The sequence below is a fragment of the Haemophilus sp. HMSC61B11 genome (assembly GCF_001838615.1).
GTDB lineage: Bacteria > Pseudomonadota > Gammaproteobacteria > Enterobacterales > Pasteurellaceae > Haemophilus_D > Haemophilus_D parainfluenzae_AD.
In genome coordinates, this window is sequence record NZ_KV837971.1 from 288,244 (window position 1) to 303,042 (window position 14,799).

Genomic DNA, 14,799 nt, shown 5'->3' on the forward strand with positions numbered 1-14,799 from the left:
AAAAAATAACCAAGATCGTGTGTCTGATATAGCCAAAAGCACACCAGGTGTATTTGTCGAACATGGTGGCGCACGCAACGAATACAACTTATTAGTACGTGGTTTTAATGCTCGCCGGGTACCCGTATTTATGGATGGTATTCCTGTTTATGTCCCTTATGATGGTGAAATGGACTTAGGTCGTTTTACCACCTTTGATTTATCTCGCATTGATATTTCTAAAGGCGCAAGCTCTGTGCTTTATGGCGCCAATACGATGGGTGGTGCAGTAAATTTAATTTCCAAAAAACCAACTCAACCCTTCGAAGGTTCTATTGGCTATGGCTTTTCACACGGTAAAAGTGGTGGCACAGCAACCAATAAAACAGATTTTAATTTAGGCACTAAACAAGAACTATTCTATGCGCAAATAAGTGGTTCTTTTGTTGAAAAACAAGGCTTACAACTTTCTCACCATTATCAACAAATCAATCCAAAAGGTGATGATGGCGGTCGAGCCGAAAATTCTAAACAACGTGATAAAAAATTAAGTTTAAAAGTCGCTTATACGCCAAATGAGAATGATGAATACGCACTGGCGTTCTCCACACAAAAAGGCACCAAAGAATCACCTTTCTATTCTGGCGCTGATAGCTTTGAACGCTATTGGCGCTGGCCGATGTGGGACAAAGACAGTATCTATTTCCTTTCCCATACTGAATTTGACGATCATCATCTCACATTGAACACGAAGGCATTTTACGACACCTTTAAAAATGACCTACGTGCTTTTGATGATGCCACATTCAGCACTCAAAAGAAAAAATCGAGCTTTAATAGCTATTACCGTGATTATTCCTACGGTGCAGGCTTTGATTTAGGTGGCGATTTAACCTCCAAAGACCGCTTAAAATTCTCTACCCTCATTAAATATGACGTGCATCGCGAACATAATGATGATGAACCGACCGCAGTCGATAAAGATCGTACCTACAGCTTTGGTTTAGAAAATACTCATCGTTTTAATGAGCAAACCTCTCTGATTACGGGCATCAGCTACGACAAACGTGATTCAAACCGTGCAGAGAAATTTGAAAAACAATGTGTTTCAACTCACCAAAAAAATGCGATTTGCCCGTTTGATATCGGTAATAAACACACCTTTAATTATCAAATCAAACTTGCTCATCATTTCTCTGAACATGATGAATTTGCACTAAGTTTTGCGAAGAAAACACGTTTTGCCACAATGAAAGAACGTTATTCTCGCCGATTTGGTCGTACTGAGCCGAATCCATTCTTAAGCCCAGAAACCGCTTACCATTACGAAGCTAGTTATATGCATACCTTTGGCAATTGGTTAAGAGTGGATAGCGCACTTTTCTATTCTGAAGTAAAAGATGCCATTGAAGAAGTCGCGATTAGCAAAAAACTCAATCAATATCAAAATGTAGGCAAAGAAGCCTTTAAAGGTGCTGAATTAGCCGTGAATCTTTTTGCAACAGATAATTTAACGTTAGGGGCAAACTACACCTATACGCATGCAAAAAATAAAACCCAAGATACCATTGTGAAGAATGTGCCAAAACATAAATTCTTTGCATTTGTTGATTGGAAAATATTACCAAACCTTTCACTTTATGTGAGCCAAGAAGCGGAACATGGCCGTTATTATTTAGATGGCGGTGAAACCGTGAAGCTCTCTGGTTTTGGAAACAGCAATGCGAAATTAATCTATGAACCGGTTTCAGGATTAAGTTTAGAAGCGGGTGTATCGAACCTCTTTGATAAAAACTACTACTATCAAGCAGGTTACCCAGAAGAAGGACGCGTTTATTTCGGCAATATCCGATATAAATTCTAAAATAAAAAACGGGCAACTTGTGAAACAGGTTGCCCGTTGTTTTTATAAAGTTATTAGTCCTTCAGCGCTTTGATTTTCTCAATCACGTTTGTGGTTGAACAGCCATTTTCGAAATTCAATACACGAACATCACCGCCATTTGCCCACACTTCTTTACTGCCAGCAATCTCTTCTGGTTTGTAATCGCCGCCTTTTACCAATAAATCTGGTAAAATATCGCCGATTAAACGTTGTGGTGTATCTTCATCAAAAGAAACCACCCAATCCACTGAAGCTAAACCAGCCAATACTGCCATGCGTGCATTCAGATTGTTAATTGGGCGACTTTCGCCTTTTAAGCGTTTGACTGAATCATCCGTATTCACGGCAACAATTAAACGATCACCAAGTTTGCGAGCATTTTCTAAATAAGACACGTGACCAGGGTGAAGAATATCGAAACAACCATTTGTCATCACAATTTTCTCACCACGCGCTTTAGCATGAGCTACTGCAGTTTTTAACTGACTTTCTGACATAATACCGAAGCCTGTTTCAGAACGACCATGGATCGCATTCTCTAATTCCACGGTAGAAACAGTTGATGTACCCAATTTACCGACCACAATACCTGCAGCCACATTAGCTAAATAGCAAGATTCTTCAAAAGAACGACCATCTGCAAGTGCGGTTGCTAAGACACTGATTACCGTATCACCCGCACCTGTTACATCAAACACTTCTTTTGCAACAGTTGGTAGATGGAACGGTTCTTGATTTGGACGAAGTAATGTCATGCCTTTTTCAGAACGCGTCACTAAAAGTGCGGTCAATTCGATATCTGAAATTAATTTTAAACCTTTCTCAATGATCTCTTCTTCAGAATCACACTTACCTACTACGGCTTCAAATTCTGACATATTTGGTGTCAGTAAAGTAGCACCACGGTAACGCTCAAAATCCGTACCTTTTGGATCGATCAACACGGGAACGTTCGCTTTACGTGCAATTTGGATCATCTTTTGCACATCTTTTAACGTGCCTTTGCCATAATCAGAAAGCACCAATGCACCAAAGTTTTTCACTTCCGCTTCTAATTTTGCAAGCAACTCTTGGCATTCCACATTTTTGAAATCTTCTTCAAAATCTAAACGAAGTAATTGTTGATGACGAGACAAAATACGTAATTTCGTAATCGTTGGATGAGTATTCAATGCTACAAAATTACAATCAATTTTTTGGTGCTGTAATAAATTGGTTAAGGCTGTCCCTGTTTCATCTTGACCAATTAAACCTAAAATTTGCACAGGTACATTAAGAGAAGCAATATTCATTGCCACGTTTGCTGCACCACCTGCACGCTCTTCATTATCTTGTACGCGAACCACAGGAACCGGTGCTTCCGGTGAAATACGATTAGTCGCACCAAACCAGTAACGGTCAAGCATCACATCGCCTAACACTAGTACTTTTGCTTGATTAAAATTGGCAGAATATTGAGCCATTTTGAAATCTCTCTGTTGGAATAATAAAAATTTGGCGCAATTTTACCACAACTCAAATTTGCGATAAACTACACGCCGAACTAACCAGAAAAGAATTATGAAAAACGAAAAACTCCCTCAATTTCAACCGCACTTTCTAGCCCCAAAATACTGGGGATTTTGGCTTGGTGTGGCGATTTGGCGAAGCCTTTTGTTACTTCCCTATCCAATTCTACGTCATATCGGCAATGGCTTAGGCTTGCTTTTCTCAAAATTAAAAGTGGGAAAACGTCGTGCGGCGATTGCCCGTCGAAATCTTGAGCTCTGCTTCCCTGAAATGCCCGATCAAGAACGTGAAGCTATTTTGCAAGAAAACTTACGTGCTATTGGGATGGCGATTATTGAAACCGGCATGGCATGGTTTTGGTCTGATGCTCGCATCAAAAAATGGTCAAAAATTGAAGGGTTAAATTATTTAAAAGAAAACGCCAAAGACGGCATCATATTTGTAGGCGTCCATTTTCTTACACTTGAATTAGGCGCGCGTATTGTGGGCTTACATCATCCTGGCGTAGGCGTTTATCGTCCCAATGACAATCCTGTATTGGATTGGTTACAAATCAAAGGTCGCTTACGTTCAAACAAAGACATGCTGAATCGAAAAGATCTGCGTGGTATGCTCAAAGCCTTACGTAAAGGTGAAACCATTTGGTATGCGCCCGATCACGATTACGGCAGAAAAAATGCGGTATTTGTGCCTTTCTTTGCAGTAAAAGAAGCCGCAACTACGACAGGCAGTTATTATCTGCTTAAATCTGCACCAAATTGTAAAGTTGTCCCTTTTGCTCCATTGCGTAATAAAGACGGCTCAGGCTATACGGTCAGTATTTCTCCACCAGTGGATTTTTCCGATCTTTCAGATGAAACAGCAATCGCTGCAAGAATGAATAAAGTTGTGGAAAAAGAAATCTTAAAAGGCGTGGAACAATACATGTGGTTACACCGCCGATTTAAAACGCGTCCAACTGAAGATGAGCCAAGTTTGTATTCATAAGTGCGGTTGATTTTTCATCTATTTTCGAACACAAAAACGACATATCGAAAAATAAGGAAAATTTTCCTTATTTTTTTCTTGATCTTTATATAATTAAATATATAATGAATCTCGTTTTAGATAGTAAACTTGTTTTATTACAAACACACTACTGGCTAGTGCATTCCCCCCCCACTCCTTTTGCACTAGCCATTTTTTTTTAAATCCCTTACCATATCTCACCTTTTTCTTTTCTCTCAAAAATGATGAACAATCTAGAACTTGAACGTTTACTAAACGAAAAACTTAGCACAGACAGAATAAATGATTACGCCCCTAACGGTTTGCAAGTAGAAGGCAAAGCAGAGATCAAAAAGATCATCACGGGTGTCACCGCAAGCCAAGCTTTGATTGATTATGCCGTTGCACAACAAGCTGATGCGGTGCTTGTCCACCACGGCTATTTTTGGAAAAGTGAAAATCCATGTATTCGCGGCATGAAAGGCAAACGCATCAAAACGTTGCTTGTGAATGATATCAATTTATACGGCTACCACTTGCCTTTGGATGTCCACCCAGAATTAGGTAACAACGCAAAACTTGCTCAGTTATTAGGGATTAGCGATCTTCAACCTTTAGAAAATAGCTCAACTAGCATTCCTGTTTGGGGAACGTTAAAAGATCCTGTTACCGCTGAAGAATTCGCACAACATATTGAACAAGTGCTTCACCGTAAACCCTTAATTTGCACAGAAAACGGACCGCACTTAATCCGTAAAGTAGGCATTTGTACCGGTGGCGGACAAGGCTATATTGATTTAGCGGCAGCACAAGGTTGTGATGCCTTTATTACGGGCGAAGTTTCGGAGCAAACAATTCACTCAGCTCGTGAGCAAGGTATTCATTTCTTTGCGGCTGGTCACCATGCAACAGAACGCTACGGCATTAAGGCATTAGGTGAATGGCTAGCGGCTGAATATGGCTTGGATGTAGAATTTAAAGATATTGATAATCCAGCCTAACTGGTACAAAGTGTGATTGATTGCCGAAAGCACACAAAACAAGTATAATCTCGTCGATTTTTTTAACTCAAACATAGGAGAAAATATGGGTTTCTTAACTGGTAAACGTATTTTAGTAACAGGTCTTGCAAGCAACCGTTCTATCGCTTACGGGATCGCAAAAGCAATGAAAGAACAAGGTGCTGAACTTGCTTTCACTTATTTAAACGATAAATTACAACCACGCGTAGAAGAATTTGCAAAAGAATTTGGTTCTGACATCGTCCTTCCTTTAGACGTAGCGACCGATGAAAGCATCCAAAATTGCTTTGCAGAATTAAGCAAACGTTGGGAAAAATTTGATGGTTTCGTACACGCTATTGCATTCGCACCAGGCGATCAATTAGATGGTGATTACGTAAACGCAGCAACTCGTGAAGGCTACCGTATCGCTCATGACATCAGTGCATTCAGCTTTGTTGCTATGGCACAAGCGGCACGTCCTTACTTAAATCCAAATGCAGCGTTATTAACCCTTTCTTACTTAGGAGCAGAGCGCGCAATTCCTAACTACAACGTGATGTGTTTAGCGAAAGCGTCTCTTGAAGCGGCAACTCGTGTAATGGCGGCTGATTTAGGTAAAGAAGGTATTCGTGTGAATGCAATCTCTGCAGGTCCAATCCGTACCTTAGCGGCATCAGGTATTAAAAACTTAAAGAAAATGCTTGCTACATTCGAGAAAACCGCAGCATTACGCCGTACAGTTACTATCGAAGATGTGGGTAATTCAGCAGCATTCTTATGCTCTGATTTAGCATCTGGTATTACTGGTGAAATCGTTCACGTAGATGCAGGCTTCAGCATCACCGCAATGGGCGAATTAGGCGAAGAATAATTTTTCGTACAAGCTATTTTTAGGCAGGCTTTTCAGTCTGCCTTTTCTCTTTTTTTAAATATAACTATGTTCCAAGATAATCCATTACTCGCACAACTTAAGCAACAAATCCACGACAGCAAAGAACACGTTGAAGGCGTGGTAAAAAGTACAGATAAAGCTTATGGTTTTTTAGAGTGCGATAAAAAAAGCTACTTTATTGCCCCGCCTGCGATGAAAAAAGTAATGCACGGTGACAAAATCAAAGCCGCCATTGAAAAGCAAGGCGATAAAGAACAAGCTGAACCTGAAGAATTAATTGAACCAATGCTCACTCGCTTTATTGCCAAAGTGCGGTTCAATAAAGACAAGAAATTGCAAGTTTTAGTTGATCATCCAAGTATCAACCAACCTATTGGGGCACAGCAAGCTAAATCCGTCAAAGAAGAACTACAAGAAGGCGACTGGGTCGTAGCAAATTTGAAAACGCACCCATTACGTGATGATCGCTTTTTCTATGCCACCATCAATCAATTTATCTGCCGTGCTGATGATGAATTAGCCCCTTGGTGGGTGACATTGGCACGCCATGAGCAATCTCGTCATCCTGTGCAAGGTGCAGAAAATTATGAAATATTAGATCAACAAACACGTGAAGATCTGACCGCACTTCATTTTGTTACTATTGACTCTGAAAGCACACAGGATATGGACGATGCTCTTTATATTGAACCTATCGAGCAAAATGGTACGCAAACCGGCTGGCGATTAGTCGTTGCCATTGCGGATCCCACAGCTTACATTGCATTAGATTCACAAATTGAAAAAGATGCGAAACAGCGTTGTTTCACCAATTATTTGCCTGGCTTTAACATTCCTATGTTGCCGCGTGAATTATCCGATGAATTATGTTCATTAATGGCAAATGAAACTCGCCCTGCTTTAGTGTGTTACATTGAAACGGATCTTGAAGGTAATATTACGGCTAAACCGCATTTTGTATCGGCTTATGTACAATCTAAAGCAAAACTAGCCTATAACAAAATCTCAGATTATTTAGAACAAGTACCGGATGCATGGCAACCGGAAACACCTGAAATTGCCCAGCAAATTGATTGGTTACATCAATTTACTAAAGCACGTATTCAATGGCGAAAAACGCATTCTCTTTTATTTAAAGAGAAACCAGACTACTCTTTTATTCTCGCTGAAAATGGCAAAGTGAAAGAAATTAAAGCGGAATATCGCCGTATTGCAAATCAAATCGTGGAAGAATCCATGATCATTGCCAACATTTGTGCCGCCCAATTCTTAGCGGAGCATGCTAAAACCGGTATTTTCAATACACACACTGGTTTTGATAAAAAATTCTTAGAAAATGCACATAATTTCTTAATGGCAAATTTAGCCAATGAAGAAAATCAAGCTGAACTTGCTGAACGTTATTCGGTAGAAAATTTGGCAACCTTAAAAGGTTATTGCCAAATGCGTCATGATATTGAACCGATTGAAGGTGACTATTTAGAATTCCGTTTACGTCGTTATTTAACCTTTGCGGAATTTAAATCAGAACTTGCTCCACATTTTGGGCTTGGATTAGAAGGTTATGCGACCTGGACATCGCCTATCCGTAAATATTCCGATATGGTGAACCATCGTTTAATTAAAGCCGTGCTCACACAGCAAGCTTGTGAAAAACCACAAGATGAAGTCCTTGCTCGCTTACAAGAAGCCCGTCGTCAAAATCGCTTGGTCGAACGTGATATCGCAGATTGGTTATATTGTCGCTATCTTGCTGACAAAGTCGCTGAAAATGCTGAATTTGATGCAGAGGTACAAGATGTGATGCGTGGTGGTTTACGTGTTCAATTATTAGAAAATGGTGCATCCATGTTCGTACCAGCTTCCACGTTGCATCCAAATAAAGATGAAATGCAAGTGAATGCTGATGAATTAGCGCTGTATATTCAAGGGGAGCGCCGTTACAAAATCGGTGATTTAGTGAAAGTAAAACTCACCGAAGTACGAGAAGAAACTCGCAGTATTGTCGGTCAATTAATCATTTAATAACCACTTCCTTTCTAATACTACAAATACCGCTCGTTACACAACGGGCGGTATTCTTTTATAGCACCAAAGTTGTGACAATATTTTTTACATTGATAGTATTATTTTGTGAATGGAATGAGGATGAGCAATATCGAGATGAAGTATTTATAATGATATCCCCGCCTTGAAGAGCGGGGATAAGATGAGGATTTAGGCAGAATTACATTTTAGGAATATCAACGCCAGATGAAAGCACGTCTTGAATATCCGATTTTAAGACATCTGCTTTTGGACCATAAATCGCTTGGATACCAGAGCCTTTCACAATAAAGCCCATTGCACCTGCTTGTTTCCAACTTGCTTCATCACCCACTAACTCTGGATTATGTACGGTGATACGTAAACGTGTCATACAAGCATCAACATCTGCAATGTTATTACGTCCACCAAGCAAGTTGATGATTTGGATAACTTGCGTACTAGCATTCGCCACTTTTGGCTCATTGCTAGGAGCTTCATCTGAAGAACCTTTTGCATCATAGTTACCATTACGGCCCGCTGTGGCAAGGTTAAATTTCTTAATCATAAAGTTCGCGATAAAGAACATAGCCACTGCAAAGAGGATCGATACCCAAATAAAGTTGATTACATCCATACCAATACCAGCTTTAATCGCCATCGGTGTACGCGTTAAGAACTCAATGTTACCGAATGAATGCACGCGTAAGTCCACAATATCTGCCATGGCGAAAGCACAACCTTGTACTAAAGCATAAACAATATAAAGCGGTAATGCGACAAACATAAACATATATTCAATTGGTTCAGTTACGCCTGTTAAGAACACCGCAAGTGCTGATGAAAGGAAAATACCTTTATAGAGTTTTTTCTTGTCTTCATCTACGTTGATATACATCGCAAGTGTCAAGCCCATTAGGATACCGGTTGAACCAATCATTTGCCCTACTTTGAAGCGAGCAGGTGTTACGGTTGAAAGAAGTTCATTATATTGCGTTAAATTACCTGCATCTTTAAGGTTAATTAAGTCAGTCACCCATGCGAGCCAAAGTGGATCTTGACCAAAGACCTGTTTACCTTGTTGCGCACCGGTTAAGAATTCATAAGTACCGCCTAATGAAGTGTAGTTCATTGGGATGGTCAACATATGGTGTAAACCAAATGGAAGTAAAAGACGCTCTAAAGTACCGTAAACAAATGGTGCTAAAATCGGTGCTGAACTTTGTGAGTTGGCAATCCATTGACCGAAATGGTTAATGCCGGTTTGAACTAAAGGCCAGAATAATGATAGGAAAATCGCCACTAATACAGAACGATAAATGACGACGAAAGGAACGAAACGTTTACCATTAAAGAAAGTGAGTACTTCAGGTAATTTACGGAAATTGTAGTAGCGATTGAAGGTTGTTGCACCCACAAAACCTGCGATAATACCGACAAATACCCCCATATTTAGCGCAGGTTGTCCAAGCACATTCACAAAGTAATTCGCCACAGGAATTTCTCCTGCAAATACAGTACTTACATGAGCATTTGGATCCGCTAACATTTCAATCTTCACGCCGAAAAAGTTACCGGTGATTAAGTTAATTAAAATGAAAGCAAGACCCGCTGCAAATGCTCCACCCGCACGCTCATTTGCCCAGCTACCACCAATCGCTAAAGCAAATAATAGATGAAGGTTACCGATAATCCCCCAACCAATTTGGGCGATAATATTTCCGACACGTGCTAGCCATTCAGCATCACTAATTAAAGGCAGCGAGTTACCAATACTCACCATTAAACCCGCGGCTGGCATCACGGCAATCACAACCATTAGGCACTTACCGAATTTTTGCCAAAATTCAAAACTGAGCATTTTTTTCATATTGATTCTCCTACAAGATGAGAGCTACTTCTACGCCAAAATGGTCGGAAACAATCGGTTTATTTTTTCCATTAAAAATAACCTGACTGGATAAAACCCTTTTTGCTTGGTTTAAAAAAATATAATCTAATCGCTTTTCTTGACTATGACCTTTCCAGCCGTCAATCGCTTTTTCCACAGTGATACCGCTATCCTTCTGCTCAGCCATTTCAAATGTATCAAATAAGCCTAAGGATTTAATTTGCTGGTAAGCTTGATGATCACTTATTGCATCAGTATTGAAATCGCCCATCAAGATTTTAAGATTCGCACTTTGACTCCGCTCTACAATATAACGAACATTATCGAGTTGGTTTTCCCCATCACAATTTGGCAAATTGATATGGCAAGAATAACATTCAATTAACTGACCGTGATATTCCACCGTCAAACCAATAATTTTACGCGAAAGAATTGAGTCAAGACGTTGGTGTTGGCTACAATAAAATGCATCAACATCATAAACAGGTAAACGCGTTAGAAACGCAATACCTTCATCATATTTATCATAACCAATATGCGAATTGCTCCAAAAAAGCGAATATTTTTGTGCAACGCGTTGATTGATTTTATTTAACAGAATGACACCATAGTTATCTTGCTTTAACGTTGGCGAAATAGCAGGAGCAGACATCAATTGATTAACCTCTTGTAAGGCAATGATGTCATAACCCTTTTCCACAATAGTCTCAGCAAGAATCTCTATTTTTTCCGCTTGGTTAGCTTCTAACCAAGCGTGTACATTCAGGGTAAGTAGTTTCATTGCTTCCCCTTAGCCCTCACTATGCCAAATGTCTGCATTATATTGAGCAATCGTGCGGTCTGATGAGAAGAACCCTGCTTTGGCGATATTGTGAACCACTTTCTCATTCCAACTATCTTGATCTTCATAATCGGCTAAGATTTGTTCTTTCGCATCAACATAAGCATTAAAGTCAATTAACGTCATAAACCAGTCTTTATTCAATAATTCGTTATAAAGACGTTCTAAACGTGTTTTATTGCCTAATTTCACCACGGCAGGATTTAGAATAAAATCGACCGCTCTTTTAATATCCTTGTCGTTTTCATAATACTCTTTTGAAACATAACCTGCTGTTTCATAAAGTTTAATAATGCTTTCTGAATCTTTACCGAATGTATAGATATTTTCAGCACCAGCTAATTCTGCAATTTCAACATTAGCCCCATCCATTGTGCCTAAGGTTAATGCACCATTGAGCATAAATTTCATATTCCCTGTACCGGAAGCTTCTTTAGAGGCAAGTGAAATTTGTTCTGAAATATCCGTTGCTGGAATGAGTTTTTCCGCCACACTCACATTATAGTTTTCAACTAAATGCACGTTTAAATACTTGTTCACTTCAGGATCATTATTGATTAACTCAGATAAACAAAGAATTAAGTGAATAATATCCTGTGCAATAATATAAGCAGGTGCCGCTTTTCCTCCAAAAATCACGGTAATTTTACGTTTTGGTAATTTACCTGCTTTAATTTCTAAGTATTTATGAATCACATAAAGTGCATTCATTTGTTGGCGTTTATATTCATGGAAACGCTTAATTTGCGTATCAATAATTGAGTTTTCATCTAACTCAATACCTTTATTTTCTTTAAGGTACGCTTTTAGCGCTAATTTGTTTTCAAACTTAATTTTCGCTAATTGTTGATGAACCTTTTTATCATCTTTAAAGGCTAACAATTTCTCTAATTTCGTTGCATCATGCAAATACTCATCACCAATCAATTCTTTAATGTAAGCCGCTAATGCTTGGTTAGAAAACTCTAACCAACGACGGAAGGTAATGCCGTTTGTCTTATTATTGAATTTTTCAGGATACAAAGCATAGAACGCTTTAAGTTCTGAATTTTTCAAAATCTCCGTATGTAACGCGGCAACACCATTCACAGAATTTGAAAAGTGAATATCCATATGTGCCATATGCACACGTTTTTGTTTATCAATAATTTGTACGGCAGGATCTTTATATTCTGCACGCACTAATTTATCTAATTTTTTAATGATCACCACCAAATGCGGCACGACTTCATCTAGATAATCGAGTGGCCATTTTTCTAGCGCTTCAGCCAAAATCGTATGGTTGGTATAGCCCACCATATTACGTACGATTTCAACCGCTTCTGCAAATTTAATCTGATGTTTTTCCGTTAATAAGCGAATTAATTCAGGAATCACCATTGAAGGGTGAGTATCGTTGATCTGAACATACGCATAATCGGCTAAATCATGTAAATTACTGCCACGCGCAATTGCTTCATCAATTAATAATTGTGCAGCATTTGATACCATGAAATATTGTTGATAAATACGTAATAATTCCCCATTTTTATCTGAATCATCTGGGTAAAGGAATAAAGTCAGATTTTCTTCAATCGCAGTTTTATCAAACTCAATACCTTTTTTAATCAATTTAGGATTTACTGATTTAATATCAAATAAATTGAGATAGTTTTTCGTTTCTTTCTTATAACCTAAAATATCAATGCGATCTAATTTAGAGGTTAATGTAAATTTCTTAAATGGCACCTCATAGCTAATATCGGTTGGAATTAACCAAGAGTTATCTTCAATCCAATCATTAGGCTCTGCATGTTGTTCATTCTTTTTAAAGACTTGTTTGAACAAACCATAATGATAATTTAAACCTACCCCTTCAGCATTTAAGCCAAGCGTAGACATGGAATCAATAAAACAAGAAGCCAAACGGCCTAAACCACCATTTCCTAAAGACGGTTCTGGCTCAATATCTTCAATATGACTTAATGATTTACCCGCACTTTCTAATTCCGCTTTAATATCTTGATACACACCAAGGTTAATGAGGTTATTAGAAAGTAATTTACCAATTAAAAACTCTGCTGAGATATAGTAAACCTTACGTTTACCTGTGTTTTTAGGTTTATCTGCAGAAAGTGTTTTTACGTAATTTAATAATTGAACATAAGTTTCTTTATCGCTTAATTGTTCAAGCGATTTATTGGTTTCATTTTTTACAAATGTACTAAATTTAATCATTGTCTTTTCCTGATTCGCACGTTGATATAACGTGGTCATTTTAGCTAAAAAGTCTTTTTTATCTTGCGTTAAATCAGATTCCTGCATTCTCCATTGCCAGTTTCCACCAATTGTTGAGGGAACATTCATTCTTGAACTGGCTGGCAAATCTAAAACATCTTGCATCATTGCAATCGCCGTATTGCTGACCGTCGCAAAGAGCTGACGAATCATTGCTTGGCAAATCGATTCATCCTCATGGCGATGCGTATAATCATTGATATATTGCTGCTGTTGTTCGGTAAGACCGTTATACCAACCATTGGTTACATCGTTATCATGTGTACCGGTATAAACAATGGAATGCGGAATGCAATAATGCGGGCTATCTAAGCTTTTCCCACTGACATCTTCAAAACCGAACTGCAGGATCTTCATGCCAGGATAGTTACAATCTGCAAGTAGCTTTCTGGCTTTATCATCAATATTACCTAAATCTTCGGCAATAATCGGTAAATCACCTAGTTGCTCTTTAACCGCTTTGAATAAATCATAGCCTGGGCCTGGCTGCCAACTACCATCTTTAGCAATATCGGCTTTTCCATCCACTTGCCAATAATCTGAGAAACCTTTGAAATGATCGATACGAAGTACATCATAAATCTTGAAGCTTTCTTCAATACGGTGAATCCACCAAGCATAGCCTTGTTTTTTATGTTCTTCCCAATCATAAAGCGGATTGCCCCAAAGTTGTCCCGTTGCACTGAACTGATCGGCTGGAACCCCTGCGACAAAAAGTGGATTACGTTCTTTATCTAATTGGAAGAGTTCTGGTTTTGTCCAAACTTCCACGCTATCTGCAGCCACGTAAATCGGCATATCACCGATAATCTTAATGCCTTTTTGATTCGCGTAATCTTTTAATTCGCCCCATTGTTTGAAGAAGAAATATTGCGTCACTTTAAAATACTGAATTTGCTCCGCTAACAGGGTGCGATATTTTTCTAATGTTTTTGGATCTCGTGCTACAGCTTTTTTATCATCCCATTTTTGCAATGCTTGATTGCCGAAATGCTCTTTAATTGCCATAAACTCAGCAAAATCGTCTAGCCACAAGCGGTTGTTTTTCTCAAAACTCTTGAAATCAACTTGGAATGATTGATTTGCTAAAAAATTTTTTACTGCGGTTTCTAAAATCGGACGGCGAGCATAGAAGATACGTTCATAATCCACGCTAGTTGGATAATCACCAAAATTGACCGATGCATAATCCGCTTCTTTCAACAAGCCCATTTGGGTTAATAGATCAAAATCAATAAGGTGAGTATTACCTGCAATTGCAGAGAAAGATTGATAAGGTGAATCACCATAACTGGTGGTGGTAAGTGGAAGAATTTGCCAATAAGTTTGTTTAGTTTCAACTAAAAAATCGACAAAATCATAAGCCGATTGCCCAAAGCTACCAATTCCGAATGCATTTGGTAGCGAGGTAATGTGCATAAGAACACCACTTGAACGAGTAAGCATAATATTTCCTCTAGGAAGTTATCATTTTGGCTCATTCTAACCTAACCGTATTTTTATGCAATA

Annotated in this window: 9 protein-coding genes; 5 read left to right on the forward strand and 4 right to left on the reverse strand. The window is 38.8% G+C overall.

The window, feature by feature from the left end; translation table 11 throughout:
- Positions 1 to 1,843: TonB-dependent receptor plug domain-containing protein (locus tag HMPREF3263_RS05590; RefSeq protein ID WP_256337413.1), on the forward strand; the 1,843-nt coding region annotated here is incomplete at its 5' end.
- A gap of 53 nt (positions 1,844 to 1,896) precedes the next feature.
- Here HMPREF3263_RS05590 and hldE read toward each other — a convergent pair.
- Entirely contained in the window at positions 1,897 to 3,327 is a 1,431-nt protein-coding gene (gene hldE, locus HMPREF3263_RS05595; protein ID WP_070853076.1) for a bifunctional D-glycero-beta-D-manno-heptose-7-phosphate kinase/D-glycero-beta-D-manno-heptose 1-phosphate adenylyltransferase HldE, read from the reverse strand.
- Between the two features lie 97 nt (positions 3,328 to 3,424).
- Here hldE and HMPREF3263_RS05600 point away from each other — a divergent pair, with 97 nt between their 5' ends.
- The 4 genes from HMPREF3263_RS05600 to rnb all read left to right on the forward strand — a co-directional run bounded on the left by HMPREF3263_RS05600 (position 3,425) and on the right by rnb (position 8,281).
- Positions 3,425 to 4,360, forward strand: coding sequence for a Kdo(2)-lipid IV(A) acyltransferase (locus HMPREF3263_RS05600; protein ID WP_070853077.1), 936 nt, complete (start codon positions 3,425 to 3,427; stop codon positions 4,358 to 4,360).
- A 245-nt stretch (positions 4,361 to 4,605) separates the two neighbouring features.
- Entirely contained in the window at positions 4,606 to 5,361 is a 756-nt protein-coding gene (locus HMPREF3263_RS05605; RefSeq protein WP_070853078.1) for a Nif3-like dinuclear metal center hexameric protein, read from the forward strand.
- An 85-nt stretch (positions 5,362 to 5,446) separates the two neighbouring features.
- A complete protein-coding gene (locus HMPREF3263_RS05610; protein ID WP_005635869.1) occupies positions 5,447 to 6,235 on the forward strand; it encodes an SDR family oxidoreductase in 789 nt (262 codons plus the stop codon).
- A 66-nt stretch (positions 6,236 to 6,301) separates the two neighbouring features.
- Positions 6,302 to 8,281, forward strand: coding sequence for an exoribonuclease II (rnb, locus tag HMPREF3263_RS05615; protein WP_070853079.1), 1,980 nt, complete (start codon positions 6,302 to 6,304; stop codon positions 8,279 to 8,281).
- Between the two features lie 202 nt (positions 8,282 to 8,483).
- Here the strand turns inward: rnb and HMPREF3263_RS05620 are convergent, their stop codons facing one another.
- The 3 genes from HMPREF3263_RS05620 to malQ are packed head-to-tail and all read right to left on the reverse strand — an operon-like array spanning position 8,484 to position 14,736.
- Entirely contained in the window at positions 8,484 to 10,151 is a 1,668-nt protein-coding gene (locus HMPREF3263_RS05620) for a PTS transporter subunit IIBC (protein WP_005698781.1), read from the reverse strand.
- Positions 10,152 to 10,161: 10 nt separating this feature from the next.
- On the reverse strand, positions 10,162 to 10,953 hold the full coding sequence (locus HMPREF3263_RS05625) for an endonuclease/exonuclease/phosphatase family protein (protein WP_005698783.1): 792 nt from the start codon (positions 10,951 to 10,953) through the stop codon (positions 10,162 to 10,164).
- A gap of 9 nt (positions 10,954 to 10,962) precedes the next feature.
- Positions 10,963 to 14,736 carry a 4-alpha-glucanotransferase gene (gene malQ, locus HMPREF3263_RS10600; protein WP_005698729.1) on the reverse strand — a complete coding sequence of 1,258 codons (3,774 nt, stop codon included), beginning with the start codon at positions 14,734 to 14,736 and terminating at the stop codon, positions 10,963 to 10,965.
- Positions 14,737 to 14,799 lie beyond the last annotated feature (63 nt).